The following is a 15,732-nucleotide window of genomic DNA, read 5'->3' as shown; positions in this document are numbered from 1 at the left end:
GGAGCGTCCCCGTGACCCCGACCCCGACCCCGATCCCGACGGCGGCCACGGCCCCGCCCGCGCCGCCCACGGCGCGGGCGACCGCATGGACCGCCTGGCATCTCCACCTCGGTACGACGGCCCGGTCGGCACACGACCGGGCCGTCACCGATGTCATCGGCCCCACGATCCGTGAACTCGCCCCGGGCACCCCGTGGTTCTTCATCCGCTACTGGCAGTCCGGCCCGCACCTCCGGCTCCGCGTGGGCGACCTCGACACCGCCGCACGCGCACGCGTGGAGGCCGCCCTCGCCGAGCGCCTGGCCGTCGCGGGCGCGCCCGCCCCGGGCGAGGAGCCGCTCGACCCCGCCGCCTACCGCAGCGGGGCCGAGCGGCTCGCCGCCGCGGGGGAGACCGGTGAGAACACCTCCGTGAAGGCCCTGCTGCCCCCCGGCGTCCACCCGGCCGTCTACGAGCCGGAGTTCGAGCGCTACGGCGGCCGGGCCCTCATGCCCGCCGCCGAGTCCCTCTTCACCCTGTCCAGCGCCCTCGTCCTCGCCGCCCTGCCCAAGGTCGGCAGCGAGCGGCAGCGGGCCGTCCTCGCCCTGCGCGGCACCGTCGCGGTCGCCGCCGCCCTCGGGGACCCGGCGGAACGCGCGTACTACTACGCCCACGGTCTCGGCGCCTGGCGCGCCTGGGCCGCCGAGGCGGGCCACCCGGCCGCGCTCCTCGACACGATCACCCGGGTCGAGGGGGCGGTGACCCTCGACCCGGGCTCCCACGGCCCCTTCGCCGGCTGGCACGCCCGGATCGCCGCCCACGCGGACGAGATCAGGGAGCAGTCGCCCACCCACCCGGGCATGGTCCTCTTCTCGCACGCGCACATGCTTCACAACCGGCTCGGCCTGAGCCTCCTGGAGGAGCTGCGCACGTACGCGGTCCTGGCCCACGCCTTCCCCGTACCGGAGAACGCCCCCGCCCCGCGGAACGTCTGACCACAGACCCCCCCCACGGGGATCACGAAAGGCCCGGCCGGTCTCCCGGTCGGGCCTTTTCGTGGTGCGTGGTGCGCTCCCGTCCCTACTCGGGGCGCGGGTCCCAGCGGAAGCTGCGGACGGCGATCAGGGCGCCGATGACACCCCAGGCGGCGAGGACCGCCAGGTCACGCCACTGGAAGCCGGCGTCCTGGGTGAAGAGCGCCAGCATCGCGTCGTTGAACGGCTTCACCGGCAGCAGGCCGGCGATGGTGTTGAGCAGCTCCGCGTGGATCGGGAAGTAGCTGCCCGAGATGAAGACCAGCGGGAACTGGATGAACTGCACGACGGCCGGGGCCGCCTCCGAGTTCTTGATCAGCGAGGCCACGCCGACACCCAGCGCGCAGAAGCTCGCCGCGCCCAGGACGAGCGTCAGCAGGACCGCGCCCCAGTGGGTGGGCAGGTCGACGCCGTAGAGCGCGCCGATGCCGAAGACGAGCGCGACGTCGACGATGCTGACGACGACGCAGTGCACAAGCAGACCGGCGAAGTAGACCCAGGCGGGCAGCGGTGTGGCGTGCAGCCGCTTGAGGACCCCGGTCTGCCGGCGCATCGCGAGCACGATCGCCAACTGGCCGTAGCAGGCGCCGAGTACGGACACGGCCGCGATCACCGGCGTGTAGTACTGCATGCCGGTCAGGCCGAAGAAGAAGTCCTGGCCCTCGCTGCCGCTGAACACGGCGCCGAAGATGCCGATGATCACGATCGGCAGCACGAAGGTGAAGACCATCGACTGCGGGTTGCGCCAGAACGACAGCTGCTCGTAACGGATCTGATGGCCGAGCAGGGCCAGCGGGTTCCGCTCGCGCGGGGCGTCCGCGCGGGGCTTCGGGGCCGCCGGGGCGGCCGTCTCGGCGGTCGGGGGGATCAGGGTGGTCATGAGCGGCTCCGTCCGGGTCGGCGGCCTCGTCCGGCGGGCGCCTTGCGCTCCCGCGCGGACGACGGCGAGGAGGCTTCCTGCTGTACGTACTCGCTGGTCAGGCTCAGGTAGACGTCCTCGAGCGTGGGCTGCTCCACGGTCAGCCGGTCGAGCGGCGTGCCCCGGTCGAGCGCCCAGCCGGTCAGCCGGTGCAGCGCGGCCGTCGGCTCGGTCGTCTCGGCCGTGACCAGGCCGTCCTCCACATCGCTCACCGGCAGGGGTACGTCGGCGAGCGCGGCGCCCGTCGGGAGCGCGAAGCGGATCCGGGTCTGGGCGCTGTCGCGGCCGCCGAGGGTGTCGGGGGTGCCCGAGGCGACGATCCGGCCCTCGGCGATGACCACGACGGAGTCGGCCAGCGCCTGCGCCTCGTCCATGTAGTGGGTGGTGAGGACGATCGTCGTGCCGTCGTCGCGCAGATTGCGCACGACGTCCCAGGCGCCGCGGCGCGCGTTCGGGTCGAAGCCGGTGGTCGGCTCGTCCAGGAAGAGCAGCTTGGGCCGGCCGACGACGCCGAGCGCCAGGTCGAGCCGGCGCTTCTGGCCGCCGGACAGGTCCTTGACCTTGGCGCCCTTCTTCTCGTTGAGGCCGACGAGGTCGAGCAGTTCGTCGACGTTCCGCGGGTCCGGGTAGTAGCCGGCGTTGCGGGCCACGGTCTCCCGTACCGACAGATAGGGCTCCACGGCGATGTCCTGGAGGACGAGGCCGACCTGGCCGCGCAGCCAGTGGCCGTCGGCCTTGACGCCGGGGTCGCGGCCGAGGACCTCGACCCGCCCGCCGTCGCGCTCCCGGAAGCCCTCCAGGATCTCCAACGTGGTGGTCTTGCCCGCGCCGTTCGGCCCGAGCAGGGCGAAGATCTCGCCCTCGGCGACGCTGAAGTCGACGCCGCGCACGGCCTCGTGGTCGCCGTACCGCTTCTGCAGGCCTTCCACGGCCACCGCGGCGGTCACCGCGGTCCCTCGGCTCGTGTCATTGTGTGCCTCCCGGTGTGGTGGTGGGACGTCGTGGGGTCGTCGCCCGCAGACGGACTCCGGGGCGCAGCCTCGACGTTAGGCGCGGGCCGGTGGGCCGGGCCGGGCCCGCGGGGGCGGCGGTGACGGACGTCATGGAAGCCGCGACAGTTGTCAGAGGGGGGCGTGACCCGCGTTGCCGGGGGCCGGTGGGCGACCCATGCTCGGGGTGCGGCGGACGGCCGGGCTGCGGGAGACCGCGGCCGGCGACGCCGACGGTGCCGACACAGCAGCGACGCGGAAGGCGGTCTCAAAGGTGCGGTTCGGGGATCTGGACGAGTGGGGAGCGGAGGAGCGGCCGCACGTCTCGGTGGTCGGTGCCGGCATCGGCGGACTGACGCTGGCCGGCGCGCTCTCCTCCATGGGCATTCCGTACACGGTGTACGAACAGACGCGGCGGCTCGCGGAGGTGGGGGCGGGAGTCCAGCTCTCGCCCAACGCGGTCAGGCCGCTGCTGCGGCTCGGCCTCGGCCCGGCCCTGCGCGAGCGGGCGGTGGCGATCGATGCCATGGAGGTACGGGGGTGGAGCGGGCGGCCGATCGCCCGGACGCCCCTGGGCGCGGAGTGCGAGCGGATGTTCGGGGCCCCGTACTACACGGTGCACCGGGCGCATCTCCACGACGCGCTCCTCACCCTCGTCGACGAGGGCAGCCTCAAGCTGGGCGAACGCCTCAGCGAGGCGCGGGAGACGGACGCGTCGGGTGACGGCGTCCGGCTGACGTTCGAGGACGGGACCGTCCGCGGGGCGGAGCTGGTGGTGGGCGCCGACGGCATCCACTCCACGGTCCGCGAGGCGTTCCGGCGCGACGAGCCCGAGTTCTCGGGGCTCGGCATCTACCGGGGCCTGGTGCCCATGGACCGGCTCCCGGACGAGGCCCGCGCGCCTCTGGTGCGCCTCTGGCTCGGTCCGGGCGGGCACTTCGTGTGCTACCCGGTCGCGGCGGGGGAGTACCTGAGCTTCGCGGCGACGGTGCCGATGGCGCAGTCCCCGGGCGAGTCCTGGTCGGTCCCGGGCGATCCGGAGGCGCTGCGCCGGGTCTTCGGCGGCTGGACCGGTCTGGTCGCGGACGTCGTGGGCGCCGTGGAGACGACCCTCCAGTGGGCGCTGCACGACCGGCCGCCGCTGGACGTCTGGTCCTCGCGCCGGCTGACCCTGCTCGGCGACGCGGCGCACCCGATGCTGCCGTTCATGGCGCAGGGCGCGAACCAGGCGGTCGAGGACGCGATGGACCTGGCGGCCTGTCTGGCCGACCCGGCGCCGTCGACGACCGCGGCCCGGCTGGACCGCTACCAGTCGCTGCGGATCCCCCGCACGGCGGAGATCCAGCGCGGCTCGCGCGGCAACGCGGGCATCCTGCACCTGCCCGACGGCCCGGCCCAGCGCCGCCGCGACGCCCGCATGGCCGTCCACGCGGCGCTTCGCGACCGGGCGATGCTGTACGCCCACGAGACGGGCAGGAGCGTGGTGCCGACCCCGGCGTGACGACGGTCGGGGCCACCGGACCGCCCATTGGCCTAGACCTATTGTGCGACCCTGCCCGCGACGGTACGTTCGTCCCGGCTGCGCAGCCGGCACATTCCGCACCGCATCGCACCGCAACGCTCCACATCGCATCGTCACGCACTCCGCCGGGGCATCCCGGCGTTTTCAGGAGGACATGCCATGTACCGTCGCATCGCAGCCGCACTCGCCACCGCGGCCACGGCCGGAGCCCTCGCGCTCGGCACCGCCGGCTCCGCCGAGGCCGCGGGCCCCGGCTTCTACGCCCGCAGCCACCACGCCTCGTACGCCGAATGCCAGGCGGCCGGCGTGGCGGGCCGGCCCCTCTGGGGCGCGCTCTTCCTCTGCGAGCCCTTCGGCCCGACGCACCCGAACGTCTACGTGCTCTGGGTGCGCTACTGATCCGGCCCCCGGCCCGGGCGGCGGCGGCCGCCCGGCCCGGGGACCGTCACGTGAACAACCGATTCAGCTGGTCGACCGGATCGGCCGCACAACCGATTCAGCACTCGATGATGTTCACCGCGAGACCGCCCCGGGCGGTCTCCTTGTACTTCACGCTCATGTCCGCGCCGGTCTCCTTCATGGTCTTGATGACCTTGTCGAGGGAGACCAGGTGGCTGCCGTCGCCGCGCATCGACATCTTCGCCGCCGTGACGGCCTTGACCGCCGCCATGCCGTTGCGCTCGATGCACGGGATCTGGACCAGACCGCCGACCGGGTCGCAGGTCAGGCCCAGGTTGTGCTCCATGCCGATCTCGGCCGCGTTCTCCACCTGCTCCGGGGTGCCGCCGAGGACCTCGGCGAGGGCGCCCGCCGCCATCGAGCAGGCCGAGCCGACCTCGCCCTGGCAGCCGACCTCGGCGCCGGAGATCGAGGCGTTCTCCTTGAAGAGCATGCCGATCGCGCCGGCCGCCAGCATGAAGCGGACGATGCCCTCGTCGTCGGCGCCGGGCACGAAGTTCGTGTAGTAGTGCAGTACGGCGGGGATGATGCCCGCGGCGCCGTTCGTCGGGGCGGTGACCACCCGGCCGCCCGCCGCGTTCTCCTCGTTCACGGCCATCGCGTAGAGGGTGATCCACTCCATGGCGTGCATCTTCGGGTCGCCCTCGGAGCGCAGCTTGCGGGCCAGGTTCGCGGCGCGCCGACGGACCTTCAGGCCGCCGGGCAGGATGCCCTCGCGGGACATGCCGCGCGAGACGCAGGACTGCATGACCCGCCAGATCTCCAGGAGGCCCGCGCGGATCTCGTCCTCGGTGCGCCAGGCCTTCTCGTTCTCCAGCATCATCGCGGAGATCGACAGACCGGTCTCCTTCGCGAGGCGGAGCAGCTCGTCGCCGGTGCGGAAGGGGTACTTCAGGACGGTGTCGTCGGGGACGATCGGGTTCTCGCCGGCGACCGCGTCCTCGTCGACGACGAAGCCGCCGCCGACCGAGTAGTACGTCTTCTCCAGGACCGGGCCGCCCTCCGCGTCGTACGCGAAGATCGTCATCCCGTTGGCGTGGTAGGGCAGCGCCTTGCGCCGGTGCAGGATCAGGTCGGCGTCGAAGTCGAAGGGGATCTCGTGCGCGCCGAGCAGGTTGATCCGGCCGCTCGCCTTGATCCGCTCGACCTCGTCGTCCGCGGTCTCGACGTTCACCGTGCGCGGCGAGCTGCCCTCCAGGCCCAGGAGGACCGCCTTCGGGGTGCCGTGGCCGTGGCCGGTGGCGCCGAGCGAGCCGTACAGCTCGGCCCGGACGTGCGCGGTGTGGGCGAGCAGGCCCTCGTTCTTCAGCCGGCGGGCGAACATCCGGGCCGCACGCATCGGTCCCACCGTGTGGGAGCTCGACGGGCCGATGCCGATCGAGAACAGGTCGAAGACCGAGATGGCCACGGAGGACTCCTTGTGGGGGCTAGACGCCGTTGTCTGCCGGGGTGGAGCAGAGAAGCGCGGAGAAGAAGGGCGTGCGGTACGGCGCGAGGACATGGGGTGGGGCACCGCGCTCACTGTCCAGTGTGCGCGGTGCCCCGAAGGTTCCGGAGGAACAGGTCCCGGAATAAAAGCGTACGAAATTACTTCAGGCCGGGGTACAGCGGGTGCTTGTCGGCGAGCGCCGTCACCCGGGCCTTCAGCGACGCGGCCTTGTCGGCGTCGAAGCCGGGCTTCAGGGTCTCCGCGATGATGTCGCCGACCTCGGTGAAGTCCTCGGCCTGGAAACCGCGGGTCGCGAGCGCCGGCGTACCGATGCGCAGACCCGAGGTGACCATCGGCGGGCGCGGGTCGTTCGGAACGGCGTTCCGGTTGACCGTGATGCCGACCTCGTGGAGACGGTCCTCGGCCTGCTGGCCGTCCAGCTCGCTGTCGCGCAGGTCGACGAGGAGCAGGTGGACGTCCGTGCCGCCGGACAGGACGGAGACACCGTGGGCGGTGACGTCGTCCTGGACCAGGCGCTCGGCGATGATGCGGGCGCCGTCCAGGGTGCGCTGCTGGCGCTCCTTGAACTCCTCCGAGGCCGCGACCTTGAAGGAGACGGCCTTGGCCGCGATCACGTGCTCCAGCGGACCGCCCTGGAAGCCCGGGAAGACCGAGGAGTTCAGCTTCTTCGCGAACTCCTTCTTCGCCAGGATGATGCCGCCGCGGGGGCCGCCGAGCGTCTTGTGCGTGGTGGAGGTCACCACGTCCGCGTACTCGACCGGGTTCGGGTGCAGACCGGCCGCGACCAGACCCGCGAAGTGGGCCATGTCGACCCACAGGTAGGCCTCGACCTCGTCCGCGATCCGGCGGAACTCGGCGAAGTCCAGCTGACGCGGGTACGCGGACCAGCCCGCGATGATCACCTTGGGGTGGTGCTCCTTGGCGAGGCGCTCGACCTCGGCCATGTCGACCAGGCCGGCCTCGTCCACGTGGTACGCGACCACGTTGAACTGCTTGCCCGAGAAGTTCAGGCGCATGCCGTGGGTCAGGTGACCGCCGTGCGCCAGGTCCAGACCCAGGATCGTGTCGCCGGGCTGGGCGATCGCGAAGAGGGCGGCCTGGTTCGCGGAGGCACCGGAGTGCGGCTGGACGTTCGCGTACTCGGCGCCGAACAGGTCCTTGATCCGGTCGATCGCGATCTGCTCGGCCACGTCGACGTGCTCGCAGCCACCGTAGTAGCGGCGGCCCGGGTAGCCCTCGGCGTACTTGTTGGTGAGGACGGAGCCCTGCGCCTCCATGACGGCGACCGGAGCGAAGTTCTCCGAGGCGATCATCTCGAGCGTGGACTGCTGACGGCGGAGCTCGGCGTCGACGGCGGCGGCGACGTCCGGGTCCAGCTCGTGGAGGGGAGTGTTCAGAAGCGACATGAATCGATCCCTAGGGGTCTCGGGTTAGCCGGCGGTGAAGGCGGCGTACTCGTCGGCGGTGAGCAGGTCCTCCGGCTCGCCCGTGAGCCGTACCTTGAACAGCCAGCCACCCTCGAACGGAGCGGTGTTCACGAGGGACGGGTCGTCCACGACGTCCTGGTTGGCCTCGACGATCTCACCCGTCACCGGGGCGTACAGGTCGCTGACCGACTTGGTGGACTCCAGCTCGCCGCAGGACTCGCCCGCGGTCACCGTGTCGCCGACCGCCGGGAGCTGGGCGTAGACGACGTCACCGAGCGCGTTGGCCGCGAACTCCGTGATGCCGACCGTCGCGACGCCGTCCTCGACGGCCGACAGCCACTCGTGCTCCTTGGTGTAGCGCAGCTGCTGGGGGTTGCTCATGACCTGATTCTCCTGGATCGAGGGAGTGCTGATGAACGTGGGTCTTGCGGGATGAGACGCGAAGTGAGACGGATACGTCACTTCTGGCGCTTGTAGAACGGCAGCGCGACGACCTCGTACGGCTCGTGGGTACCGCGGATGTCCACACCTACACCCTGGGTGCCGGGCTCGGCGTGCGCCGCGTCCACGTACGCCATCGCGATCGGCTTTCCGAGGGTCGGGGACGGGGCTCCGGAGGTGACCTCGCCGATCACCACGCCGTCCTTGACGACGGAGAAGCCGACGCGCGGGACCCGGCGGCCCTCGGCGACCAGACCGACGAGCTTGCGCGGCGGGGCGGTCTCGGCGCGCTCGGCGGCCTTCTCCAGCGCCTCACGGCCGACGAAGCGGCCGTCGTTGGTCGTCTTCTCGAACTTCACGACCCGGCCCAGGCCCGCGTCGAAGGGGGTCAGCGCGGTGGTCAGCTCGTGGCCGTACAGCGGCATGCCCGCCTCCAGGCGGAGCGTGTCGCGGCAGGACAGGCCGCAGGGGATCAGACCCACCGGCGCGCCGGCCTCGGTCAGCGCCTTCCAGACGCCCTCGGCGTGCTCGGGCTTCAGGAACAGCTCGAAGCCGTCCTCGCCGGTGTAGCCGGTACGGGCGATCAGCGCGGGCACACCGGCGACCGTGCCGGGGAGGCCGGCGTAGTACTTCAGACCGTCCAGGTCGGCGTCGGTGAGCGACTTCAGGATGCCGGGGGACTCCGGGCCCTGGACCGCGATCAGGGCGTACGCGTCACGGTCGTCCCGCACCACGGCGTCGAAGCCGTCCGCGCGCCCGGTCAGCGCGTCCAGGACGATCTGCGCGTTCGAGGCGTTGGCAACGACCATGTACTCCGTCTCGCCGAGGCGGTAGACGATCAGGTCGTCGAGGATGCCGCCGTCCTCCTGGCAGATCATCGTGTAGCGGGCGCGGCCGACGCCCACCGTGGAGATGTTGCCGACGAGGGCGTGGTCGAGGAGCTCGACCGCCTGCGGGCCGGTGACGGTGATCTCGCCCATGTGGGAGAGGTCGAAGAGACCCGCCTTGGTGCGGACGGCGATGTGCTCGTCCCGCTCGCTGCCGTACCGGAGCGGCATGTCCCAGCCGGCGAAGTCGGTCATGGTCGCGCCCAGCGAACGATGCAGGGCATCGAGGGCGGTCAGACGGGGGGCAGTGCTCATGGGGTGGCTCCCGGGTCCCAAGGGCGTGATCGGTGACGAAAACACATGACGGGCGAGGACGTCCTCCCCATCTGTCATGGAACCTGAGAGGTTCACCGAGAGCATCTCGTCGCCGAGAGATCGGTTTGCACCTTGGGTGGGGACACGGCAGGTGTCCCGCTTTTCAGATCTGCCTCATCCACGCGGTACGGGGCCTGAGAGATTCAAGGGAGGGTCTTGCTCCTTCGGCGTCCGGACACACCTGGCGTCCGGAACTCTCCCGCGCGGATTCGAGCGGCCGGTATGCGATTGTGTGGCGACTGTGCGCGCCTGGCGCGCACATCATTGCACGCGAGGTCGGCGGGGCACATCGCTTGTGTCCCATTACCGCTTCTTTACACTTTGTGGGCAAGGGTCTTCCCAGGCCCGGCAGGGGGAGAAGCGATGAGGTTCCAGCACACCGGCGCTTACGCGCCGAGTACCGGCATACCGTCCCAGCGAGCCCGTGCCAGGACCCGCGGCCGCGGGCGGCTCCTGCGCGACCTGCGCGCGCGCGGCGGCCGGGGCCCCCGCGCGCTCACCTTCGCCGCCGGCGACCTGGTGGTCGTCTCCGGGCTGCCCGGCAGCGGCAAGTCCACCCTGATGCGGCGCGCCGCCGAAGGCGCCGGCATCGACTCCCAGGACACCCGGGAGCGCTGGGAGGCCCGGATGCCCCGCCTCCTGCCGTACGCCGTCTACCGCCCGCTGGTCCGGATCGCGCACTACGCCGGGCTGCGGCGCTCCCTGCGATCCGGCGCCGGAGTGATCGTCCACGACTGCGGCACCCAGTCCTGGGTGCGGGGCTGGCTCGCCCGGGAGGCCCGCCGCCGCGGCCGGTCGCTCCACCTGGTCCTGCTCGACGTCGACCCGGACACCGCCCGTGCGGGCCAGCGGGCCCGCGGCCGTGGCGTCTCCTCGTACGCCTTCGCCCGGCACCGGCGGGCCGTCTCCCGGCTCGTCGCGGCGGCGGAGTCCGGCCGGCTGCCGCACGGCTGCGCCTCCGCGACCCTGCTCGACCGGGACGCGGCGGACACCCTGCGGAAGATCGGCTTCCGCGAGGCGGTCTGAGGCGGTCCGAGGCCGTCCGGGCGGTCCGAGGCCGTCCGGGGCGGTCCGGGGCGGGCGCCCACGAGGCGCGCCGGGCGGAGACGAGGCAGGACGCCGCGACGTGCGCCCGGCAGGCCGCCGCAGCGGCCCCCGCCGGGCGGGCCCGGCGCGGGCAGCCGCCTCGCACGCCGGGCGGCCCGGCGCGGGCCGCTGTGACGTACGCCGCTGTCCCGGTGCGCCCCTACCCCTTCTTTTGGCCACGGCGGCGCCGGGGCGGCGTTAGGGTGCTGCCGGGGCGGCCGGTACGGCAGGCCGTGCGAGAAGGGGAAACGGGACCGTGGACGTGACGTGGCCGGGCAACGAGCTGGAAGAGGTTCTTGCCGCCTCCCTCGGCAACCCCTCGGCGGGAGCCCGCCTGGTCGAGGTCCTCGGCCGCAGCCAGGTCTGGGTGCCCCTGCCCAACGGCGGCGGACCCGACAGCCCGAACCTGGACCTCGCCACCATGGAGATCGACGGCGCGGCGTACGTCCCCGTCTTCAGCTCCGAGGAGCAGTTCCTCGCCTGCGTCGGCAGCCACATGTCGTTCACCGTCGCCCCGGCCCGTGACTTCGCCCGCGGCCTGCCCCCGCAGCTCGGCATCGCCGTGAACCCGGGCGGCGTCGTCGGCGTCCCGCTGCCCCCGCCGGCCGTCGCCGAGCTCTGCCGCGTCGGCCGCACCCCGCTCGACGGGCCCGCCACCGGCGGCCGGGTCCGGCTCTTCGAGCCCGACTGGCAGGACGACCCGGTCGACTTCCTCGCCGCCGCGTCCGCCGAGTTCGAGGCCACCGGCGTCGTCACCACCGCCCGCCGGGCGCTCGCCAGCGTCGAGGGCACCGAACCCGCCCTCTTCGTCGGCGTCCAGCTCGTCGCCTGGGACGGCGTCGACCGCAACGCCCCGCTGGACGCCCTCGGCCGCGCCCTCGGCCGCGTCGAATGCGCCTGGCCGGTCAACCTCATCCTGCTCGACATGGCACAGGATCCGGTCGGCGACTGGATGCTGGAGCGGGTGCGCCCCTTCTACCAGCGCGCCGCCGTGTGACGGACGGCCTGTTTAAGCTGAACTTCTCGACAGCAGGACGGACGTCGTCAGGACGGACGCCAGGAACGGACGTCGGAACAGACGTGGTGACGGAAGAGGGGCGGGACCCAGGGTGAGCGCGTCAGGCACCGCTGCGACCGGACAGGTCGAGCACATGCTGCGCCAGGTGGCACCCGGACGCTACGACGCGTACGAGCAGTTGCTGCACGCCCTCGCCGACGGCGAGCTCTGGATGCTGCTCTGGCACGGCTCGCCCGGCTCGTCCGACGCCCAGTACGGGAACATGGAGGTCGACGGCTTCGGCTACGCGCCCTGCGTCACCTCCGCGCAGGAACTCGCCGCGTCCGGCTGGCACCGGGCCCACGAGCTCGTCACCGGCCGGGAGATCGCCCGCGCCCTCTACCCCGACCGCTGGGGCGTCTGGCTGAATCCGCACGCCCCCGGCGGCGGCGTCGGCATCCCCTGGGCCGACCTGCGCCGGATCGCCACCGGCCTCGACCGGATGCCCGCGGGGCCGCTCCGGGTCACCGAACCCACCCTGGAGATCCCGCAGTTCTACGCCCTGCTCACGCAGAACGCGCACCGCACCCCGGCCGTCCGGGCGCTGCGCCGCGGCTGGGTGCAGCCCGCGCTCGGCTCCCCTTACCTCGTCATCGGGCTCGATCTGTACGACACCTCGCCGACGGCCGTCGACACGGTCCGGGCGATGATGCGCCAGTCCATCGGATCCGTACCCGAGGGGCTGCCCGTCTCGACGGTCGCCCTCTCCGACGCGTACGACCCGGTGGCGCTCTGGCTGCGGGCGAACGGCCGCCCGTTCTACGACCGCGAGGCGCACGCCGGACGCGGATCGGCGCCCGTTCCGGGCTATGGATACCCGCCGCCGGCGCCGTCCGGATACTGAGACGTACCTCTTCTCGCCTCCCGCCCCACCAGCCTCCGGAGCCTGCTCCGGAGGCTTTCGTTCGCCCCAATTGAGGAGCTCGAACGCCTAGTTGAGGGGACATGTCCGATTGAGGGGAAGAGGACCCGAGATGGTCCGCTCACGTGATCGCGACGTCCGGATAACGGAAGTCGCAGCACCGCATCACGTTTGAGCAAACATTCCTCGTCAGGGCTGGCGGGTGATCACAAGCGCATTGAAGACTCCCCGGAACACCGGGCGTTCGGCTCCTTTCGAGCAGGTGCCCAGCAGGTTGTTCCACCGAGCCGCTACCCGCGGCGGGCAAGGGCCGGCTACCGGCGGCCGAGAGGGGTCCTCACCACGATGACGGCACCACTGCACGAGAAGAGTGCGGGCGAGGCGACCGCCACCGTCGATGGCGCGCCCGACGCCCCCGGCACTCCCGGCGGCACCCCCGCCAAGGCGATCGAGGGCCGCTCGCCCTGGCAGATCGCCTGGACCCGTCTCAAGCGCGACAAACTGGCCCTCGCGGGCGCCTTCATCGTCGTCTTCCTCGTCCTCGTCGCGATCTTCGCGCCGGTCATCGTGGGCCTCCTGGGCCACCCGCCGGACGAGTTCCACGAGGACCAGATCGACCCGCTGTTCGGCACCCCGATCGGATCCTGGGGCGGCGTCAGCTCCGACTTCCTCTTCGGAGTCGAGCCCGTCAACGGCCGCGACGTCTTCAGCCGCATCGTCTACGGCGCCCGGATCTCGCTGCTCGTCGCCTTCCTCGCGGCGGTCTTCGCCGTCGTCCTCGGCACGATCCTCGGCATCATCGCCGGCTACTTCGGCGGCTGGATCGACGCGGCCCTCAGCCGGGTCATGGACGTGATGCTCGCCTTCCCGCAGCTGCTCTTCACGATCGCCCTGGTCTCCGTCCTGCCGAACCAGCTCCTCGGCCTCGACGGCTCCGGCGTCCGCATCGCCGCCCTGGTGCTCGTCATCGGCTTCTTCGGCTGGCCGTACGTGGGCCGCATCGTCCGCGGCCAGACGCTCTCGCTGCGCAACCGCGAGTACGTCGAGGCCGCCCAGAGCCTCGGCGCCGGCCGCCTCTACATCCTGCGCCGTGAGCTGCTGCCGAACCTGATCGCCCCGATCACGGTCTACGCGACCCTCATGATCCCCACCAACATCCTCACCGAAGCGGCCCTCAGCTTCCTCGGCGCGGGTGTGAAGCCGCCCACGGCCTCCTGGGGACAGATGCTGTCGACGGCCATCACGACCTACGAGTCGGACCCGCTGTTCATGGTGATCCCCGGCTTCGCGATCTTCATCACCGTTCTGGCGTTCAACCTCTTCGGCGACGGCGTGCGTGACGCGCTCGACCCGAAGGGCTCCCGCTGACCGTTCGCCGACGACCCGCACGACCCGCCCCTGCCGCTGGCGACAGGAGGCTGAACCCCAATCGGCGGACCGCCGTACGGCCGCCACTATCCCGGAGGTTGCTGGAACCATGCTGAAGAGCTCTCAGCGCAGAATCGCCGCGGGCGCGCTGCTCGCGGCGGCCACGATGGTCGTCACCACCGCCTGCGGCGGCGACACCGGCGGTAGCGGCGACAAGGGCAAGGGCGGTGCGCCCGGCTTCAACGCCGGTGTGAACAAGGTCGCCAACGCCTCCGACAAGAAGGGCGGCGAGCTGAAGTTCATCGGCTCGCAGGAGGCCGACTCGTGGGACCCGCAGCGCGGCTACTACGGCTTCGTGTGGGACTTCGCGCGCTACTACACGCGTCAGCTGGTGACCTTCAAGGCCGAGCCGGGCGCCGCCTCCACCGAGCTCGTCCCGGACCTCGCCACCGACGCCGGCAAGGTCTCGGCCGACGGCCTCACCTACACCTTCACGCTGAAGGACGGGGTGACCTGGGAGGACGGCAAGCCGATCACCTCCAAGGACATCAAGTACGGCATCGAGCGCATCTGGGCCCAGGACGTCATCTCCGGCGGCCCGATCTACCTCCAGCAGGTCCTCGACCCCAAGGGCGAGTACAAGGGTCCCTACAAGGACACCTCCGCGGACAAGCTCGGCCTGAAGGCGATCGAGACCCCGGACGACAAGACCATCATCTTCAAGCTGCCGGTCGCCAACGGCGACTTCCTGCAGATGCTGGCCATGCCCGCCGCCTCCCCGGTCCGCCAGGACAAGGACACCAAGGCCAAGTACGGCCTGAAGCCCTTCTCCTCCGGCCCGTACAAGTGGCAGTCGTACACCCCGAACAAGTCCATCAAGCTCGTCCGCAACGACAAGTGGGACGCCAAGACGGACACCGTCCGCAAGGCCCTCCCGGACAGCGTCAGCGTCACGTTCACCACGAACGCCGACGACATGGACAACCGCCTCGTCGAGGGCGAGTACGACCTCGACATCAACGCCACGGGCGTCGGCGCCTCCGCCCGCCAGAAGGTGCTCCAGCAGCACAAGGGCAACGTCGACAACCCGCAGACGGGCTTCATCCGCTACGCGGTCTTCCCGCAGACGGTGATCCCCAACATCGACTGCCGCAAGGCCATCATCTACGCGGCCGACTCCAAGTCCCTCCAGACCGCCCGTGGCGGCCCGCAGGCCGGTGGCGACATCGCCTCCAACATGCTGCCGCCGGCGATCAAGGGTGCCGACCCGAAGGCCGACCCGTACGGCAAGCTCGCCGGTGCCCCGGACCTGGCCAAGGCCAAGGACGCGCTCAAGAAGTGCGGCAAGCCGAACGGCTTCAAGACCACGATCGCGGTCCGCAACAACAAGAAGATCGAGATCGCGACCGCCGAGTCCCTCCAGCAGTCGCTGAAGGCCGTCGGCATCGAGGCCGAGATCGACCAGTTCGACGGCGCCCAGACGTCCGGCATCATCGGTTCGCCGAAGGTCGTCAAGGACAAGGGCTACGGCATCATCATCATGGGCTGGGGCGCCGACTTCCCGAGCGGACAGGGCTTCCTGCAGCCGCTGGTCGACGGCCGCTTCATCCTCCAGAGCGGCAACAACAACTTCTCGGAGCTGAACGACAAGGCCGTCAACGGCCTCTTCGACCAGGCCCTGAAGGAGACCGACCCGGTCAAGGCCGGCGAGCTCTACAAGCAGATCAACACGAAGGTGTCGGAGGCCGCGGTCTACCTGCCCTTCACCCACGAGAAGAACATCATCTGGCGCAGCTCCCGGCTGACCAACGTCTACACGGCGGACGCCTACAACGGCCGCTACGACTACGCGTCGCTCGGCGTCGTCAAGTAATCCGACCCGTTCCACCGGCGCACCACCCGCCGCCAGGTCCGAAGGGCAGGTGATGGCCGAGGGC

14 protein-coding genes and 1 riboswitch are annotated in these 15,732 nt (G+C 71.4%); of the genes, 8 read left to right on the top strand and 6 right to left on the bottom strand.

The window, feature by feature from the left end; genetic code table 11:
- The first annotated feature begins 11 nt into the window (after nucleotides 1-11).
- A complete protein-coding gene (locus tag ACFQ79_RS12250) occupies nucleotides 12-974 on the top strand; it encodes a thiopeptide-type bacteriocin biosynthesis protein (RefSeq protein WP_383581912.1) in 963 nt (320 codons plus the stop codon).
- 85 nt (nucleotides 975-1,059) lie between these two features.
- Here the strand turns inward: ACFQ79_RS12250 and ACFQ79_RS12245 are convergent, their stop codons facing one another.
- Nucleotides 1,060-1,893 (bottom strand): ABC transporter permease, encoded by an 834-nt coding sequence (locus tag ACFQ79_RS12245; protein ID WP_383581910.1) that lies wholly within the window; start codon nucleotides 1,891-1,893, stop codon nucleotides 1,060-1,062.
- The gene (locus ACFQ79_RS12240; protein WP_073912630.1) at nucleotides 1,890-2,879 is read right to left on the bottom strand and encodes an ABC transporter ATP-binding protein; all 990 of its coding nucleotides are present in this window, start codon (nucleotides 2,877-2,879) and stop codon (nucleotides 1,890-1,892) included. The genes ACFQ79_RS12245 and ACFQ79_RS12240 overlap by 4 nt, the downstream gene beginning before the upstream one ends.
- A 220-nt stretch (nucleotides 2,880-3,099) precedes the next feature.
- On the opposite strand from ACFQ79_RS12240, the gene ACFQ79_RS12235 reads away from it, so the two are divergent.
- Nucleotides 3,100-4,422 carry an FAD-dependent monooxygenase gene (locus tag ACFQ79_RS12235; protein WP_383581908.1) on the top strand — a complete coding sequence of 441 codons (1,323 nt, stop codon included), beginning with the start codon at nucleotides 3,100-3,102 and terminating at the stop codon, nucleotides 4,420-4,422.
- A 180-nt stretch (nucleotides 4,423-4,602) separates the two neighbouring features.
- Nucleotides 4,603-4,842: a hypothetical protein gene (locus ACFQ79_RS12230; protein ID WP_383581906.1), complete on the top strand. Its 240-nt coding sequence runs from the start codon at nucleotides 4,603-4,605 to the stop codon at nucleotides 4,840-4,842.
- Nucleotides 4,843-4,939: 97 nt separating this feature from the next.
- On the opposite strand, the gene ACFQ79_RS12225 is transcribed toward ACFQ79_RS12230, so the two are convergent.
- The 4 genes from ACFQ79_RS12225 to gcvT form a co-directional block, all read right to left on the bottom strand.
- Entirely contained in the window at nucleotides 4,940-6,310 is a 1,371-nt protein-coding gene (locus ACFQ79_RS12225; protein ID WP_383581904.1) for an L-serine ammonia-lyase, read from the bottom strand.
- Nucleotides 6,311-6,489: 179 nt separating this feature from the next.
- Nucleotides 6,490-7,758 (bottom strand): serine hydroxymethyltransferase, encoded by a 1,269-nt coding sequence (gene glyA, locus ACFQ79_RS12220; protein ID WP_383581901.1) that lies wholly within the window; start codon nucleotides 7,756-7,758, stop codon nucleotides 6,490-6,492.
- Nucleotides 7,759-7,782: 24 nt separating this feature from the next.
- A complete protein-coding gene (gene gcvH, locus ACFQ79_RS12215; RefSeq protein ID WP_073912638.1) occupies nucleotides 7,783-8,160 on the bottom strand; it encodes a glycine cleavage system protein GcvH in 378 nt (125 codons plus the stop codon).
- Nucleotides 8,161-8,237: 77 nt separating this feature from the next.
- Nucleotides 8,238-9,362: a glycine cleavage system aminomethyltransferase GcvT gene (gcvT, locus tag ACFQ79_RS12210; RefSeq protein WP_383581899.1), complete on the bottom strand. Its 1,125-nt coding sequence runs from the start codon at nucleotides 9,360-9,362 to the stop codon at nucleotides 8,238-8,240.
- A gap of 173 nt (nucleotides 9,363-9,535) precedes the next feature.
- Nucleotides 9,536-9,634, bottom strand: a riboswitch (glycine riboswitch).
- A 151-nt stretch (nucleotides 9,635-9,785) separates the two neighbouring features.
- On the opposite strand from gcvT, the gene ACFQ79_RS12205 reads away from it, so the two are divergent.
- From ACFQ79_RS12205 to ACFQ79_RS12185, 5 genes are all read left to right on the top strand, one after another.
- Nucleotides 9,786-10,448, top strand: a complete 663-nt coding sequence (locus ACFQ79_RS12205; protein WP_383581897.1) for an AAA family ATPase — start codon at nucleotides 9,786-9,788, stop codon at nucleotides 10,446-10,448.
- A 316-nt stretch (nucleotides 10,449-10,764) separates the two neighbouring features.
- Complete coding sequence (locus ACFQ79_RS12200) at nucleotides 10,765-11,505, top strand: enhanced serine sensitivity protein SseB (protein ID WP_383581895.1); 741 nt, start codon at nucleotides 10,765-10,767, stop codon at nucleotides 11,503-11,505.
- A 112-nt stretch (nucleotides 11,506-11,617) separates the two neighbouring features.
- Complete coding sequence (locus tag ACFQ79_RS12195) at nucleotides 11,618-12,409, top strand: enhanced serine sensitivity protein SseB C-terminal domain-containing protein (protein ID WP_383581893.1); 792 nt, start codon at nucleotides 11,618-11,620, stop codon at nucleotides 12,407-12,409.
- Between the two features lie 363 nt (nucleotides 12,410-12,772).
- Nucleotides 12,773-13,795 (top strand): ABC transporter permease, encoded by a 1,023-nt coding sequence (locus ACFQ79_RS12190; protein ID WP_231071555.1) that lies wholly within the window; start codon nucleotides 12,773-12,775, stop codon nucleotides 13,793-13,795.
- A 109-nt stretch (nucleotides 13,796-13,904) separates the two neighbouring features.
- Nucleotides 13,905-15,668: an ABC transporter substrate-binding protein gene (locus ACFQ79_RS12185; RefSeq protein ID WP_383581891.1), complete on the top strand. Its 1,764-nt coding sequence runs from the start codon at nucleotides 13,905-13,907 to the stop codon at nucleotides 15,666-15,668.
- Nucleotides 15,669-15,732 lie beyond the last annotated feature (64 nt).

It is taken from the genome of Streptomyces sp. NPDC056480, assembly GCF_042795405.1.
In the GTDB taxonomy this organism is placed as follows: Bacteria; Actinomycetota; Actinomycetes; order Streptomycetales; family Streptomycetaceae; genus Streptomyces.
The sequence above is the reverse complement of the archived record's forward strand: the minus strand, read 5'-3'. Positions and strand labels throughout refer to the sequence as shown.